We start from the raw sequence: 14,588 nt of genomic DNA, 5'->3' as shown, positions 1-14,588 counted from the left end.
GTTTAGAGCCGCTCACCCAGTTCATCTGTAAATTTGAACAGCGTCAGATGATTGACTTGCTGAACTCGCAATCCCTTCGGTAAAAGTGTTGACGGCTTAAAGAGAGTCGTCATCAGCATCACTGAATTATGATGAATCGTGCAATCTTAGCAGGTATAAAATTGAAGAGACTTTAACTGATTCAAGTGTGATGACTCCACAGCTTCAAGATGCCATTGCGATCGCACAATCCCTCTCCGATTCCGAGAAACGAGAACTACTCCAAGTCCTCTCAGACTTGATTGACGACTCTGATCCAACTCCTGAAGAAATTGCAGCTAGTATTCAGTCAGCACTTCACGACGTTAGAACGGGACAAACTAAGCCAATTGCTCAACTTTGGGAGAGCTTAGGTGGAGAATGAAGAATCCTCGATCGTTGAGGTTGAGTTTTCTGGCGAGTTTGAGCGAAAGTTGCGTCCCTTGTTCAAACGATATCGTCAGATTCTAAACGACATTCAACCGATTATTAAGCAACTACAAGCTGGAGAGCAGCCTGGTGATTTACTGGCTGAACTCACTGTGACAGTCTTCAAGGTTCGAGCCAGAAACAGCGATGCTCAAAGAGGGAAAAGCGGAGGATACCGTCTGATTTATCAAGTTGTTTCCTCAGCCAAGATTGTTTTACTGACAATCTATTCAAAATCAGATCAAGATGCGATTGCAGCAGCAGAAATTGAGGAAATCGTTGCAGCCTTAAAGCGTCGAGGGGAATAACGATCGCAGTTCATCAGAAGAATCTCGCGATCGCAGCAGTTCTCTCCTTGAATACGATCGCTGTTCGCTTAATCGTCGTCTTCTGGATCGCCCACCATGTTCGGACTGATTAACGTAATGTCGAATTCGTCAGGGGGAACCGTTAGCACCGCATCGCGCTTCAGTAGATAGTAGATTGCTCGGACTTGTGGACCAAATACAATTTCGTCTTGGTTGCGGAGGTCGCACTGTTGCAATTTGCGACCGTTGATCAGTAGACCATTCGCGCTCGGTTTGCCTTTGAGGTTGCCGTCTACGATGCGGTAGTAGTGTGTACCGTCTTCGTTAGGCAATTGGAGCAGGGTGGCGTGACGACGAGAGACGAATTGGGAGACTAGACGAATATCACATTTGGGATCGCGTCCGATCGAATAAACCGGGGCATCTAACACAAACTCCCGGCGACCTTTATCGTCTTCGATAATGATGAGGTGGTTTTGATGCGGTTCTGAGGGCATTGACACTCGAATTTAAGGGGTGGGTGAACGACAAAGAATTGACTGACCTAGACAAGATAGACCGGGCTTGCCCGGAGGAACACAGTATGAGTACCGACATTATTTGATACTCGTGACTCTTGAAGGTTTATTGTAGTCAATCAAACCGATCGGAGATCGATTTAAACCTCACCTAATCTAACCGATTATTGTGCGTGTGACGATTTTGAAAAGCGTCGTAACAATAGAGAGTTTGTCACGACACTGACTGAGCTAAATGCCATGAATGCGCCTGCTGCGGCAGGACTCAGTAGAATTCCAAATGCCGGGAGTAGTATGCCTGCTGCGATCGGGATTCCAAGCAGGTTGTAGGCGAATGCCCAGAATAGATTTTGCTGGATTTTGGCGAAAGTGGCGCGACTGAGGCGAATTGATTCAACCACGTCACTGAGTCGATCGCGCATTAGGACGATTCCCGCCGTTTCGATCGCGACATCGGTTCCAGATTTTAGAGCGATTCCGACATCGGCTTGAGCGAGGGCAGGCGCGTCATTGATTCCGTCTCCGACCATTCCGACGTGATGCCCTTCGGCTTGGAGTTGGGCGATCGTGTTCGCTTTTCCGTCTGGGGGGATTTCGGCTAGAACATCGGATAGACCGAGATCTTTCGCGATCGCTTGAGCGGTAATTTGTCGATCGCCGCTCAGCATTAAGACTCGGAGGTTGAGATTTTTCAGTGCTCCGATCGTTTTTTTCGCATCGGGTCTGAGCGCATCTGAAACGGCGATTAAACCGATCGAGGTTTGAGACGCGATGTAGACGATCGTTTTTCCTTCAGAAGCGAGTTGATCAGATTGCGATCGCAGCGTTTCGGGAATCGCGATTTGATTCATCTCCAACCATTGAGCCGTTCCAAGGAGAACTTGCTGCTGAACCGAATCGAGTTCAACTTTAGCTGAAACGCCGTATCCTGCCTCGGTGTAGAAGTCTTGGGCAGGGAGAAGCGGTAGATCTTTGGCGGCTTGTAGAATTGCGGCGGCAAGCGGGTGTTTTGTTCCGCTTTCGACTGTGGCAGCGATTTGGAGAATGTTATCGTTTCCGATTACATCTGTAACGACGGGCTTTCCGGTGGTTAGCGTTCCGGTTTTGTCAAAGACGATCGTATCGAGATAATGTACTTGCTCTAGAACGTCGCCGCCTCGAATTAACAGCCCGCGTTCGGCTCCAACTCCTGAACCGACGAGAATTGCAGTCGGGGTTGCGAGTCCGAGGGCACAAGGGCAAGCGATGACGAGAACTGCGATCGCGAGTTTCAAACTGAGCAACATCGGGGAAGGATGCGCCATCATGCCCATATCGTGAGCGTGTTCTAACCCGATCGTCCATTGCGGTAGATTCGTCCAAATCTTAGTGCCAATGAATTCCCAGAATAAGAACGTGAAGAGCGCGATCGATAAGACTCCGTAAGTAAAGTAACCTGCGATCGTGTCGGCTAATTTTTGAATCGGAGCTTTGCGGGCTTGAGCTGATTCGACTAAATTGATGATGCGTGCGAGGGTCGTATCTTTGCCAACGCGGGTGACTTGAATCACGATCGCGCCCGATTGATTCAGGGTGCCTGCGACGACGAGATCACCGGGTTGTTTTTGAACGGGGATCGATTCGCCTGTGAGGAGCGATTCATCGATCGTGGTTTCGCCGTTCACGATTTCGCCATCGACGGGGATCTGTTCGCTGGGCAGAACTTGAAGCCATTCACCGATGCGGACATGCGCGATCGGGATTTCGATCCCGGTTTGAGTTGCGCCATTTTTGCCGATGAGTCTTGCCGATCGAGGTTGAAGGGCAGCTAAGGACTGAAGAGCGGCGGCGGCTTGTCCTCGTGCCCGTTGTTCGAGGGTTCGACCAAGCAAGATGAAACCGACCAGCATCACGGGTTCATCGAAGAAACATTCCCAGCCCAACTGAGGGAAAATTAACGCGACGAAACTGGCAGTAAAAGCGGTCAGCGTTCCCAAACTCACGAGCGTGTTCATATTCGGGGCATTGCGGCGCAGACCTTGCCAACCATCTACGATCATCGATCGACCCGGAAAAGCGAGAGCCGCGATCGCTAACCCGCAGTGAAACCAGACGTTACTGAGTTCGAGAAAATTGATGTGGAGATGACCGATCGTAGAAAAGACTAGAAGGAGCGATGCGATCGCGAGTTGTCGAGTTTGCCGCTGCATTTCGGCTTGTCGGCGTTCGGCTAGATCGGGAGTCTCGAACTGTTCTGCGGTGCGGGGTTGGCTGGGGAAGCCTGCTTCGGTGAGTTTGGCGGCGAGAGTGTCCGGATCGATCGACGAGTCACATTCGACTGTGGCGAGTTCTGTGACTAGATTCACGGTGGCGGACTTGACTCCGGGTTGCTGGGTGAGTTGTTTTTCGACGGCTCGAACGCACCCGGCACACTTCATTCCGGTGACATCGATCGTGACGGTTTCGGTGGTTTCAGTTGTAGGGGGTAAAACGGTTTGAGACAAAATCAAACGCTCCGAATCAAAAAACATCTCCTTTCTTGAGCGTAGAAGATGTTTTGCCGGATTGGTCAAAAAGTTTCGATTTTTAGTCCCTAAGCGTGTCGCGACGGAACCAGAGAAAGTAAATGACAAGACCGATTTGCACCGGAACGAGAATCAGATAGTTTTTTAGAAAAGGGTTCATGTCGATCGAGGAAAAAGCATTAAAATAGCCCATTCCCAGAATGCTGTATAAGAAGAGACGCGAAGCTTTTGGAAGATTCTGCATTGTGAAAATTATGGAGAGTAAAGAGTAGCCTAATGTCGATCGCACAACATCAGGCTAAGGAGCAATTAGAGCCAGCCTTTTTTGTTTTTGACGTAAGTGTTTACGAATTCTTCATCGGTCTTCGTGAGGTAGATGATACCTTCGACTAAACCAAGAATCCCAGTCAAGCCGCATGTTAGGAAGCAAGCTACGAGCATAATGATTCCTTCGGTTGTGTAACCTAAGACAAACTTATGCACTCCAAGTGCACCCAACAAAATGCCACAAACGCCTGCTGCAACTTTTTTGCTTGCGTCGTTAGATGTGTTACCTGTCATGTGTTTAATTTCCTTTTGAAGCTCATCATTTCTGCTGGCAGTGTACCCTAGTATCAGGAGTTACGTGCATAAACTTTACACTTAAGAGCGTAGAAACACGGAGTAATCATTCGGTCAAAGTATTAGGACTTTAACGTAGTACGTGAAACAGTTGAGAAAGCACGATCGATGCGATGATGTTCGAGGCATTGGAACTGCATTATGAAGCGCCTGATCCAGTATTTTCAAAACATCAAACCGAATAAAACAGTTCTCTGGTGCTATCTCATTTGGTACTTAGTGACGGTTTATTTTTATTTTGATCCGTCACCGAAGATTTGGATGAACTCGATCGGGATTAGTGCCGTAATCGGAACAGCTTTGTTACTCAGTGTTTCCTCGCAAGGTCAAGATTTTTGGCAGGTTTTTCGCCTGTATCTGATGCCGTTCTGTGTGTCTAGCTTCTCGGCGTTGATCAAAGGTCAGAATTTTTTTGTGATCGTGTCGCCAAGGATTGAAGAAACGATCGTCGCTGTAACTTTGTGTATAGTCTTTCTCGGTACGATCGCAGTGATCAAGAAGCGGTTTTAATACAAGCAGCGTCTAAGAGTGTGAATCGATCGCTATTAAACACCGAGCAGCGCGAGAGTTTGCTAAATGCTAGAGATTTTTCTTGCTGTAGGTTGTTCAGTGCAGTGGTGTAAGCAGGTTGGAAGCTTTCAAGCCAAGTTGCATTCTGGAGAAATTTGGGCGTGAAAGTTGTGTTCTCAAGTAGCCAGAAGTTGATTTGGTATTGGTCGATCGCGCTTTTTGCCAAAGTCAGATCATAACCGTATTGTGCTTGCATCACATCACTGATTCGCTGTCGGATTTGATTGTAGTATCCGAGATGAAAGGGTAGCGAATGTTCTTTACTAAATAAGACCGATCGCTGAGCGAAAGTTGCGATGTTGTTCGCTTCGTCGGAAAGCGTTGCAATCATAATATTTTTGGGCTGCGATCGTAAAAATTGATAAAGTGCTCCATTGTTACTCACACGGAAATTGGTGTTGGGGAAGCCGCTCGAAAGTTGTGGATAAAACAGCAGCACGACCCCGATGATTAGAGCTAGAGTGAGCTTTGCAAGGTTCTGAGAAGCTCGGAGAATAGAATCGAGTAGAACGGTGATCACAATTCCAGCCGCGATCGCTAAGACAATTCTGAAGCTATGAGTCGTATATCGAGTTGGGAAAAATAGCCGCAGTAACAATAAGTGAGCCGCTACGAATAGCCCCAAAGATACATAGACAATTTGCGGCAGAACTGAGATTCGATCGTTAATTTGCTGGACTAAAGGAAATCTCGATCGATACCGCATCAAAATCGGTAATAGCAGTCCTAACCAAATCAACGGAGGCATCAACGGCGGAATCATTCCACTATGTTCACCAATGAGCCAGAAATGCCAAGGATTCGGATGGAAAAAAGGATGTCTACCACCGGGATACAGTTCGGGCATGGTCAAGGCTTGCGATCGCGTAATCAATGGAGTAAATTCCGCAGAGGAAAGCGCATAGGGAATTAACGCGATCGCGCTGACTGCAATTCCAATGAAAACCAGCGGATCAGCACGAAATCGCAGCTTTCCAGATTCCCAGTGCCAAAGTCTTATTAGTAAAAGTGCGATCGTGATAAAGACAAGCGGTGGATAAATGAGCGCTTGGAGAATCAAGATAATAATTAGGCTCGATCTGTGATTCCGAATCAAAGCATAGAGAAATGCTAGAAAGAGCGGAGTTACAAATGCTCTAGGGGTTGCAGAACTGAGATCATCTCGAAACCATAAGCTTTGATTCAAAATCAGCGTGGAGGTAAAAGCAGCGATCGGAAACGGGAACAATCGCAAGCAAATTGCAAAGCTATAGATCGTTGCAATTAGTCCGAGTCCAACGGGAAGCACTTTACTCAGCCAAAGCGGTTCGATTCCGAACATTGCCATCAATTGATAAAGCGCAGCATATCCAGGCGGCGTGATGGACTTGAAATATTGAGCGATGAGATCATTCGGTAGCAAGGCTGGATCAATAAATCGCTGCATCCAAAAGACATACTCTCGCGCATCATCCTGTACCACGTATTCGGCTCGAAAGGCTCTTTGCAGGACAAGAAAGCCGTAGTAGAGCGCAAAGCCTAAAGAGAGACTGAACCAGAATGCGACTCGGCGAGCGCGCTTTGGTTCAGACGGAATAAGAAATCGATGGATGCGCGAAATGAGCATTGAAAAAAGATCCGGAAGAGAAACGCTATCAGATGGCTGCGAGTGTACGAAGCGCTCAGTCCTAAAGGAGGGTTTCCCTCCGTAGGGAACTGAGTAAGACGGTACACTTTGTCTGCATAGCCCCGATTTCCACTCGCTGGGCATCTCGAATTTATAGAGGTCTATTGTTCGGGCTGTGTGATGACTACAAAGTGTAAGTGAAGCGATCGACTAACATTCCGGGAGCAAGAAGCCCACCTAAATTACGATGGCTGTATGTTCCCACATCAGGAATAAACTCTCGGAAGCTTGTGAGCGCAATCAGGTTCTCACCCCAAAATTGATAGAGACTATCATCGAATCTGAGATTCTCGATCGGGGCAACAATCTCACCATTCTCAACCCAAAAACAAGCATACCGAGTCATTCCGGTAATACGTCCGGTGGGTCGATCGCTCCAGTTCAAATAATGCAGATTCGAGAGATACAACCCTGTCCCCAGTGCTGAAAGAATGCGATCGTGTTTCAAATCCCCTGGCAAAATTTCGGGCGATCGCAGTTCTTCTCCACTCGTTGCACCATTCGCTTCAAGTCCGTATTCTTTTGCAGTTCTTGATGAAGTGAGCATATTGATCAATTCACCGGATTCAATCAGCGATAGTTCTAAGGGCGCGATTTCACCGAGGTCGTTAAATCTTGGAACTACTCCCGATTTGAAGTTTTCTTTTAAGGTAAACTTCGGAGATAGCTTCTTTTCACCGCGTCGCATTGCACTAAAACAGCTTCCGCCTTGTTGATGAGAGGCTTCACTAATGCCGCCCCAAGAGAGCATTGTCATCAATTCCGCGACGGCAGCAGGCGCAAGATAAGTGCGATACTGTCCCCGCTGGATTGATTTCGGAAGTTGAGCCATTCGGGCTAACTGCGATCGCGATTCCTCAATCTTCGCTTTATAAGCTGCATCATTCCAATTTGACCCTGCAAATGTTCCTTTTACAGCTTGTCCATCCGCTGTGAACAATGAGTAATCGAGTGAATAAGAATCGGTTGCAAACCAGTGCTTCTGTCCGACTGAATCGGCATAAGCTCGAATCACTGATCCAGCCGCATAGATGCCCGTAAAATCAAGATCTGAAACGATCGGAATCAGTGTAGAAACGACCGCTTCTGAATCTAGCAATTGACCTGTATGAACTTCACGGCTCGTATTGTTGCCAGCAGGAAGCACTAAGTAAGGATTCTCTGGAAGTTGTGCAACTTCTTCGCGCAGTGCCGCGATCGCATCATTCGCGATTTGTCGATCGCTTTCAAGATTTCCGGTAAACGGAAACTCTCGGTAACTACTCCGCTGATTGTGCATCAATACCAACTGCAAGCTACCATCATTGACCGTCCCCGTTTGGCGAACTTTAGCATGATTGAATCTTGTAAATTGGCTTTGCTCACTTTCTAAGGTGAGTGTGAATTGTTCCTCTGGCTTTAACTGATTGCGGATCTCATCCACTAATTGATTAAAGCTAGTTTCTAACATTGTCATGCTCCCCCTCCAAAAACTTCGATATCGGCAAAAACTGCGATCGGAGAACCATGTCCGACTGTAATCGCTTGATTCGGTTCACCTTTGCCGCACATTGGTGTGCCGTACATTTGCCAAGTCGATCGATCACCCACAGCAACCAATCCACCCCAGAACTGAGGTGTAATACTGCGATAGTTCGGATTTCTCAAAGTTGTCGTGAGCTTGCCGTTTTCGATGCGTTTAGCATATTCGCAACTGAACTGGAATTTATGCCGCTGATCGTCGATCGACCAAGAGCGATTCGATTCCATGTAGACTCCCCGATCGATTCCTGCAATCAGTTTCTCAAAGCTCTTGTTACCCGGCTCTAAGTTAAGATTTGCCATTCTATCGATCGGCGGACGATTCCAAGACGAAGCCCGCGAACAAGCTACCCCTTTCACGCCTGTTCTCGCCTGACTTTCCAAGCTTCCAAGTCCGCGCTGTAAAACGCCTTCTTTGATCAAATATTCGCGGGTTGCGGGTGCGCCAGTGTCATCAAAGCTATAACTTGCGAACTCTCCAGAAACCGTCGGATCAAAGGTAATGTTCATCAATGGAGAACCATACACCAGATTCCCGAAGTCTTTGAGTTTGACAAAGCTTCCGCCTGCATAGTTACGCTCATCGCCCAAAATACGATCGAGTTCCAACGGATGCCCAACACTCTCATGAATCTGTAGCAACATTTGATCCGGTGCGAGAACCAATGTCGTCGTCTCACTCGGACAATCTTCAGCGGTGAGAAGCTCGATCGCTTGCGTTCCAATCTGCTGAACTCGCGACCACAGATCCGGAGTGATGAAATACTCTAATCCGCCTTGATAGCAGCTTGCCAGCCAACCATTATTCGATCGACGTTGAACCACGCCACCTTCCTGAGCCGTCGCAGAATAATCTGTCCCAATGCGAAAGAAATGCTGATACACTTCTGAGCCATTGCTACTCACGAACCAAGTTTCTGCCTCAGTCGTCAACGCGGTTGCGCTTGTTTGCACGATTTGATCCGAAACCTTCAGTTCGCGAGTAATTTTAATTAGAAGCTCGTTAATCTCACCCGGACTGAGTGCATCAAACGGTTTCATCAGCGGAGAAACATATTGACCCACGACTTTCGGACGGGCGGAAAGTGGAGTCGAATAAATATTCCATTCCGAAGCCGCGATCGCTTGTTGATAAGCTTTTTGTGCCGCTGCTCGAATTCCTTCCAAACTGAGCAAATTCGTTGCTGCATAACCGATTTGCCCATTTACCAAAACTTCGACCATCACGCCTTGAGTTAGCGAGGAGCCATTAGTTTCGGGAATGCCATCACGAACAGAGCGGGTGGTAGATGCTTCCTTCATGGCTCGAAGCCCCACCCAATCAGCGGGAATATCGATCGCGTTCAGGAAGTGAGAAAGTTCAGAAATCATGGAGCGATGTGGATGAGTTCAGGACAAAAGAGCGCGACTCTCCAACGGAAAAACCTACCCTTGGAGATTAGTCATTATACGCACATTCCTTAGTTTAACGATGCCAAATCGTTTCGTTGCCCGGTTTATCGATTAAGGTGATTCCTTGTGCCTGAAGTTCGTTACGAATGCGATCGGCTTCGGCAAAATTCTTCGCTTTTTTCGCGGCTTTTCGCTGTTGAATCATCGCTTCAATCTGATCCCCTGAGAATTCACCAGAGGTTTGCACTTCCGGTTCTGCCTCTAACCCCAAAATTTTCGCAAGTTCTACTAATGTCTGCCACTGTGGGAGAAGCGCCTCAGATGCAGTATCTGTTTTGCCCTCGTGAATCAAAATATTGCCTTGCCGCTGTAACTCTTTGGCAACGGGAAATAATGCCGCTAGTGCACCGGATGTATTGAAATCGTCATCCATCGCGGTTTGGAATTCTTCAATGATCGAGCGAACAGGTTCAAATGCCTGATCTAATTTGGCATCGAGCCGAAACCCAAACAGCAAGCCATCTTTCAACGTATTCCAGCCATTTTCAGCAGCGGTAATCGCGTCTTTGGTGAAATCGATCGGCTTTCGATAACTCGCTTGCAGCACGAAGAATCGAACCACCATCGGAGCAACCCCTTTCACATCAAGCAAATCTCGAATCGTGGTGAAGTTGCCAAGCGATTTCGACATTTTTTCACCGTCTACATTCACCATGCCGTTATGTAACCAATAATTCGCAAGCGATCGACCCGTGACAGGTTCCGATTGAGCAATTTCATTCTCGTGATGTGGAAAAATCAGATCCGCGCCGCCGACATGAATATCGATCAATTCTCCCAAAAATTCTCGCACCATTGCCGAACATTCAATGTGCCATCCAGGACGACCTTTGCCCCAAGGCGATTCCCACGCAGGCTCACCCGGTTTCGCCCCCTTCCACAAAGCAAAATCGAACGGATAGCGCTTTTTCGATTCCACTTCATCGACACGCCCCGAAGCACCCGCCTGCATCTCGTCTAATTTGCGTCCCGAAAGCTTCCCGTACTCTTGATCTTTCTGAACAGCGTAATAGACATCGCCACCCGCCGCATACGCAAATTCTTTCTCTTCCAATTCGCGAATCAAGCGCTTGATACCGTCTAAAGTTTCAGTTGCACGCGGGTAAGCATCCGCATCCAAAATATTCAACCGCCGCATATCCTCGAAATAGCGCTGAATATTCAATTCTGCAACGGCTTCCATCGATGATCCTTCTTCTCGCGCTCGATTCAGAATTTTGTCATCGATATCGGTGAAATTCTGCACATAGCGCACTCGATACCCACGCCACGTTAGATAGCGCCGAATCGTATCCCAGACAATATACGATCGAGCATGACCCAAATGGCAGAAGTCGTACACCGTGACACCGCAGCAATACATCTTCACATGACCCAATTCGATCGGCTCAAACGGTTCTTTGCTGCGGGTTAAGGTGTTGTAAACGACTAAAGCCATGAAATTCTTTCAAATGAATAACGATCGATATCCCATCCTAATCGATTCTAATCAGCAATAATGGGGAAAAGATATTTGATGCGATCGTGCTATGCAATCAGTCAGCACTCAGTCTGAATCTCCGATGGACGCGCCCAAAACTGGGCTTCCGGTTACGATTATCACAGGTTTCTTGGGCAGCGGTAAAACGACTTTGCTCAATCACATTCTCACGAATCAACAAGGCTTGAAAACGGCGGTCTTGGTCAACGAGTTCGGTGAAATTGGCATCGATAACGAGCTGATTATCCAGACCGACGAAGATAAAAACATGGTGGAACTCAGCAACGGCTGTATCTGTTGCACCATTAATAATGACCTTGTAGAGGCGGTCTATAAAGTTCTAGAGCGTCAGGACAAAATCGATTATTTAGTGGTTGAAACAACGGGACTGGCTGATCCGCTTCCGGTTGCGTTGACCTTTTTGGGAACTGAATTACGCGATTTAACTCGTCTTGATTCGATCGTCACCGTGGTTGATTCTGAAAACTTCAGCTTAGATTTGTTCAACAGTGAAGCCGCTTACAGTCAAATTGCCTACGGCGATATCATTCTGCTGAACAAAACCGACTTAGTTGATGAAGCGAATGTCGATGCGCTCGAAGTCCGGATTCGCGATATCAAAGAAGGTGCAAGAATTCTCCGCACTGTGAAAGGACAAGTTCCGTTAGCAGCATTATTAAGCGTTGGATTGTTCGAGTCGGATCAATACTTCGATCCCGATGCGGAATCCGATCACGATCATGATCACCACGACCACGATCATCATGATCATTCCAGTTGCGATCACGACCACGGTCATTGCGCCCACGATCATGATCACGACCATCACCATCACTCAAATCACTTAGAGAATGATGGTTTCACCTCGATCTCATTCGAGAGCGATCGACCGTTTAGTATTCGGAAGTTCCAGCATTTCTTAGACAATCAGCTTCCGACGAATGTGTTTCGCGCTAAAGGCATTCTCTGGTTTGATGAAAGTCCAAAGCGTCACATTTTCCATCTGAGCGGTAAACGGTTCTCGCTCGATGACGATGAGTGGAAAGGCACCCCAAAAAATCAATTGGTGCTGATCGGACAAGGGTTAGATCATGCGGAACTACGATCGCAAGTCGAAGCTTGTCTATGCCCTTCCTCACAAAATAAAGGCAAAGGTTTCGGTCGCTAAGGGCAATCTAGGGCATAACAGACGAAGTTACCTTCTTTACCCTTCGTCAAAAATCCAAAATGTCCTCTAAACAGGTTTTAATCTGCCAGTATCAAAGCTGTCTTGCTCAGGGATCAGCCGAGGTGCTGGCAGCTTTTTTAGAGTGTTCTTCCGATGCTGCGATCGTGCCTGCTGAATGCCAAGGACAATGTAACCTAGGTGCAACGGTACGAATTTTGCCCGATGAGATTTGGTATTGTCGAGTCAAGCCGACTGATGTCAACGCGATCGCACAGTCTCATTTAGAAAACAATCAACCCGTCGATCGCTTACTTCACCCCCGCATTCACCCCGCTTATGTTTGTCGCTCTGCAACACTCAGAGATTCGGCAATCACAGTGGAAAATTCAACGATTGCTAGAAGACAGCATACAAATGATTCATAACAATACAGTTTGGGTAAATAACAATCGAACCCGTACTTCAGCCATTTTCTAACGATAGATACATTGACCTATTTGGATAGTTCTGTGATGTTTAACACTTTATAAAAATGTAGTGTTATTCAACGACTTGTATTAAGCTACTGATGGCTCTATTCAACGCAAAACTAGAAAATACGAGATTCGGGTCATCTTTAGCGAAACGCTCTTCCTTGATTGAACCTTCGCTTTAATCGTTGATATCAAGGAATGACCAGCCCCCGAATTAGTACGAATCTACTTTTAAGTCAAGATCCGTTGATTTGAGGAAGTACTTATGAAAATCCTTTTAATTGAAGACGATCGAGATACAAGCCAATTGCTTTCAGCAACGCTTACTGCTCAGCACTACGCCGTTGACGCGATCGCAGATGGACTATCTGGATTAGAACTCGCTGCAAACTGGAGTTATGATCTAATCTTGCTAGACGTGATGCTGCCAGAGCTAAATGGGATTGAACTGTGTCACCAGCTTCGCAATCGAGGATGTCAAACCCCGATTCTCATGCTCACCGTCAAGGATTCGGACGAAGATATTATTGCCGGATTAGATGCGGGTGCGGATGATTATGTCGCGAAATCTTGTACGTCTGCTCAGCTTTTAGCAAGAGTCCGCGCCTTACTTCGTCGAAGTGAAACTGCGGGATCATCGCCCGTTTTAACCTGGGGCGAACTTTGTCTTGATCCCGCCTTAGTTCAAGTCACTTACAGGCAGAGCATCATTCCTCTACGCGCCAAGGAATACAGCCTACTCGAACTCTTTCTACGTCATCCTCAACATATTCTTAGCCGTAGCGCCATCATTGATCATCTTTGGTCGATCGATGAAACTCCAGTTGAAGGTTCAGTCACGAATTTAATTAAAGATTTGCGCCATCGATTAAAATCCGTGGGGATCGATGACTTTATTGAAACCGTTTATGGTTTGGGATATCGGTTAAAAGCAGCACCACAGTTTAGTCTCGTAGCGACTCATCCAGCTTTAGCGATCGGACAAAATACAGAACGCGGCAGAGCTGCGATCGAGAAGATTACTCAGCGATTTCGTTTATCGATCGAGCAGCGCATTGCCGTACTTGAAGCAGCAGAGCGATCGCTGCGATTGGGTAATTTCACCGTGCAGCAGCAAATTGCGGCGCAAACAGAAGCCCACAACCTTGCAGGAGGATTGGGAACGTTTGGCTGTATGCAGACTTCAAAAACGGCACAAGCGATCGAGCAATGGCTAGAACGATCGGGCAATGAATCCTATGATGTGAATCAATTTGCTCGATTGCTAAAACAGTTGAAGCAAGAACTTGCTGACTCAAATCAGCCTGAACTTGTAGCAGTAAGCTGATGGGTTAGATTCTAATAAACGGAGCGTGTTTTTAGAGGGTGTTTGAAAAGTATAAAAAGTCTCTTCGCTCTCGTTTGACTCCCGCCCTGAAATGAATTTCGGGCTAACCGTGGAAAGTCTACTGAAGTAGACTGGGAGCCAACTTCAGGTTCTTAGTCCATTTCAATGGACTTGCGCCGATTAGCCCGAAATTCATTTCAGGGCGGGTTGCGGCAACAACGATTACTTTTCAAACATCCTCTTAGATCGAAGCGATCGAGAATGCCAAAGATCAATTTGGTATCAAGTTCTCGATCGCAGAAAATTCAACTACTCACACGCTAAAACCGCAACTTGATAGGCAGTGTTACGATTGCCTGTAACGCGAGCATTGATTTGAAACGGTTGTCGATCAGTCGGAGTGCGGAAAGGCTGATTGTAGGACGGTTGAACCAAGAGCCAGTCCGCCGAGCAAAATTGAGACATGATTTTCGATCGCCAATGCAATGATCAATCCGCAAGGCAGAGAAACCACGGAGAGCAAGAGTTTGGGA

The 14,588-nt window shown here is 47.1% G+C and carries 15 protein-coding genes; 6 read left to right on the top strand and 9 right to left on the bottom strand.

All coding sequences use genetic code 11. The features are described 5' to 3' along the window. Positions 1-190 precede the first annotated feature (190 nt). A complete protein-coding gene (locus NIES2104_RS25275; protein ID WP_059001027.1) occupies positions 191-403 on the top strand; it encodes a hypothetical protein in 213 nt (70 codons plus the stop codon). Next, positions 393-755 (top strand): type II toxin-antitoxin system RelE/ParE family toxin, encoded by a 363-nt coding sequence (locus NIES2104_RS25270; protein ID WP_059001026.1) that lies wholly within the window; start codon positions 393-395, stop codon positions 753-755. Before NIES2104_RS25275 ends, NIES2104_RS25270 begins: the two co-directional genes overlap by 11 nt. Positions 756-823: 68 nt before the next feature. Here NIES2104_RS25270 and NIES2104_RS25265 read toward each other — a convergent pair whose 3' ends face one another. The 4 genes from NIES2104_RS25265 to NIES2104_RS25255 all read right to left on the bottom strand — a co-directional run bounded on the left by NIES2104_RS25265 (position 824) and on the right by NIES2104_RS25255 (position 4,338). Then, positions 824-1,252 carry an FHA domain-containing protein gene (locus tag NIES2104_RS25265; RefSeq protein ID WP_059001024.1) on the bottom strand — a complete coding sequence of 143 codons (429 nt, stop codon included), beginning with the start codon at positions 1,250-1,252 and terminating at the stop codon, positions 824-826. Between the two features lie 185 nt (positions 1,253-1,437). Next, positions 1,438-3,783 carry a cation-translocating P-type ATPase gene (locus NIES2104_RS25260; protein WP_059001021.1) on the bottom strand — a complete coding sequence of 782 codons (2,346 nt, stop codon included), beginning with the start codon at positions 3,781-3,783 and terminating at the stop codon, positions 1,438-1,440. 55 nt (positions 3,784-3,838) lie between these two features. Then, complete coding sequence (locus NIES2104_RS31025) at positions 3,839-4,021, bottom strand: hypothetical protein (protein ID WP_072218132.1); 183 nt, start codon at positions 4,019-4,021, stop codon at positions 3,839-3,841. Between the two features lie 65 nt (positions 4,022-4,086). After that, positions 4,087-4,338 (bottom strand): TM2 domain-containing protein, encoded by a 252-nt coding sequence (locus NIES2104_RS25255; protein WP_059001019.1) that lies wholly within the window; start codon positions 4,336-4,338, stop codon positions 4,087-4,089. A gap of 201 nt (positions 4,339-4,539) precedes the next feature. Here NIES2104_RS25255 and NIES2104_RS25250 point away from each other — a divergent pair, with 201 nt between their 5' ends. Next, complete coding sequence (locus NIES2104_RS25250) at positions 4,540-4,908, top strand: hypothetical protein (RefSeq protein WP_059001017.1); 369 nt, start codon at positions 4,540-4,542, stop codon at positions 4,906-4,908. Here NIES2104_RS25250 and NIES2104_RS25245 read toward each other — a convergent pair. The 4 genes from NIES2104_RS25245 to cysS form a co-directional block, all read right to left on the bottom strand. After that, a complete protein-coding gene (locus tag NIES2104_RS25245) occupies positions 4,892-6,574 on the bottom strand; it encodes a hypothetical protein (protein ID WP_059001015.1) in 1,683 nt (560 codons plus the stop codon). The two genes, NIES2104_RS25250 and NIES2104_RS25245, sit on opposite strands and share 17 nt — an antisense overlap. A gap of 184 nt (positions 6,575-6,758) precedes the next feature. Next, a complete protein-coding gene (locus tag NIES2104_RS25240; protein ID WP_059001012.1) occupies positions 6,759-8,090 on the bottom strand; it encodes a TldD/PmbA family protein in 1,332 nt (443 codons plus the stop codon). Next, positions 8,087-9,526 (bottom strand): TldD/PmbA family protein, encoded by a 1,440-nt coding sequence (locus NIES2104_RS25235; RefSeq protein ID WP_059001010.1) that lies wholly within the window; start codon positions 9,524-9,526, stop codon positions 8,087-8,089. Before NIES2104_RS25235 ends, NIES2104_RS25240 begins: the two co-directional genes overlap by 4 nt. Positions 9,527-9,620: 94 nt before the next feature. Further along, positions 9,621-11,045, bottom strand: a complete 1,425-nt coding sequence (gene cysS, locus NIES2104_RS25230) for a cysteine--tRNA ligase (protein WP_059001007.1) — start codon at positions 11,043-11,045, stop codon at positions 9,621-9,623. Positions 11,046-11,136: 91 nt separating this feature from the next. Here cysS and NIES2104_RS25225 point away from each other — a divergent pair, with 91 nt between their 5' ends. The 3 genes from NIES2104_RS25225 to NIES2104_RS25215 all read left to right on the top strand — a co-directional run bounded on the left by NIES2104_RS25225 (position 11,137) and on the right by NIES2104_RS25215 (position 14,055). After that, on the top strand, positions 11,137-12,255 hold the full coding sequence (locus NIES2104_RS25225; protein ID WP_059001006.1) for a GTP-binding protein: 1,119 nt from the start codon (positions 11,137-11,139) through the stop codon (positions 12,253-12,255). A 59-nt stretch (positions 12,256-12,314) separates the two neighbouring features. Next, positions 12,315-12,680: a ferredoxin gene (locus NIES2104_RS25220; RefSeq protein ID WP_202815114.1), complete on the top strand. Its 366-nt coding sequence runs from the start codon at positions 12,315-12,317 to the stop codon at positions 12,678-12,680. Between the two features lie 313 nt (positions 12,681-12,993). Next, positions 12,994-14,055: a response regulator transcription factor gene (locus NIES2104_RS25215; RefSeq protein ID WP_059001004.1), complete on the top strand. Its 1,062-nt coding sequence runs from the start codon at positions 12,994-12,996 to the stop codon at positions 14,053-14,055. A gap of 309 nt (positions 14,056-14,364) precedes the next feature. Here NIES2104_RS25215 and NIES2104_RS31970 read toward each other — a convergent pair whose 3' ends face one another. Then, positions 14,365-14,520 carry a hypothetical protein gene (locus NIES2104_RS31970; RefSeq protein WP_156427047.1) on the bottom strand — a complete coding sequence of 52 codons (156 nt, stop codon included), beginning with the start codon at positions 14,518-14,520 and terminating at the stop codon, positions 14,365-14,367. Positions 14,521-14,588: the final 68 nt, after the last annotated feature.

Origin of the sequence: Leptolyngbya sp. NIES-2104 (assembly GCF_001485215.1) — a bacterium.
GTDB lineage: Bacteria > Cyanobacteriota > Cyanobacteriia > Leptolyngbyales > Leptolyngbyaceae > Leptolyngbya.
Note: the sequence above shows the minus strand (reverse complement) of the source record. Positions and strands in the feature narration are given on the sequence as shown.

Coding starts and splice junctions, on each gene's coding strand:
- NIES2104_RS25240 (WP_059001012.1), bottom strand. CDS start 8,090: ATGACAATGTTAGAAACTAGCTTTAATCAATTAGTGGATGAGATCCGC.
- NIES2104_RS31970 (WP_156427047.1), bottom strand. CDS start 14,520: ATGTCTCAATTTTGCTCGGCGGACTGGCTCTTGGTTCAACCGTCCTAC.
- NIES2104_RS25225 (WP_059001006.1), top strand. CDS start 11,137: ATGCAATCAGTCAGCACTCAGTCTGAATCTCCGATGGACGCGCCCAAA.
- NIES2104_RS25255 (WP_059001019.1), bottom strand. CDS start 4,338: ATGACAGGTAACACATCTAACGACGCAAGCAAAAAAGTTGCAGCAGGC.
- NIES2104_RS25275 (WP_059001027.1), top strand. CDS start 191: ATGACTCCACAGCTTCAAGATGCCATTGCGATCGCACAATCCCTCTCC.
- NIES2104_RS25245 (WP_059001015.1), bottom strand. CDS start 6,574: ATGCTCATTTCGCGCATCCATCGATTTCTTATTCCGTCTGAACCAAAG.
- NIES2104_RS25260 (WP_059001021.1), bottom strand. CDS start 3,783: ATGTTTTTTGATTCGGAGCGTTTGATTTTGTCTCAAACCGTTTTACCC.
- NIES2104_RS25250 (WP_059001017.1), top strand. CDS start 4,540: ATGAAGCGCCTGATCCAGTATTTTCAAAACATCAAACCGAATAAAACA.
- NIES2104_RS31025 (WP_072218132.1), bottom strand. CDS start 4,021: ATGCAGAATCTTCCAAAAGCTTCGCGTCTCTTCTTATACAGCATTCTG.
- NIES2104_RS25235 (WP_059001010.1), bottom strand. CDS start 9,526: ATGATTTCTGAACTTTCTCACTTCCTGAACGCGATCGATATTCCCGCT.
- NIES2104_RS25220 (WP_202815114.1), top strand. CDS start 12,315: ATGTCCTCTAAACAGGTTTTAATCTGCCAGTATCAAAGCTGTCTTGCT.
- NIES2104_RS25265 (WP_059001024.1), bottom strand. CDS start 1,252: ATGCCCTCAGAACCGCATCAAAACCACCTCATCATTATCGAAGACGAT.
- cysS (WP_059001007.1), bottom strand. CDS start 11,045: ATGGCTTTAGTCGTTTACAACACCTTAACCCGCAGCAAAGAACCGTTT.
- NIES2104_RS25215 (WP_059001004.1), top strand. CDS start 12,994: ATGAAAATCCTTTTAATTGAAGACGATCGAGATACAAGCCAATTGCTT.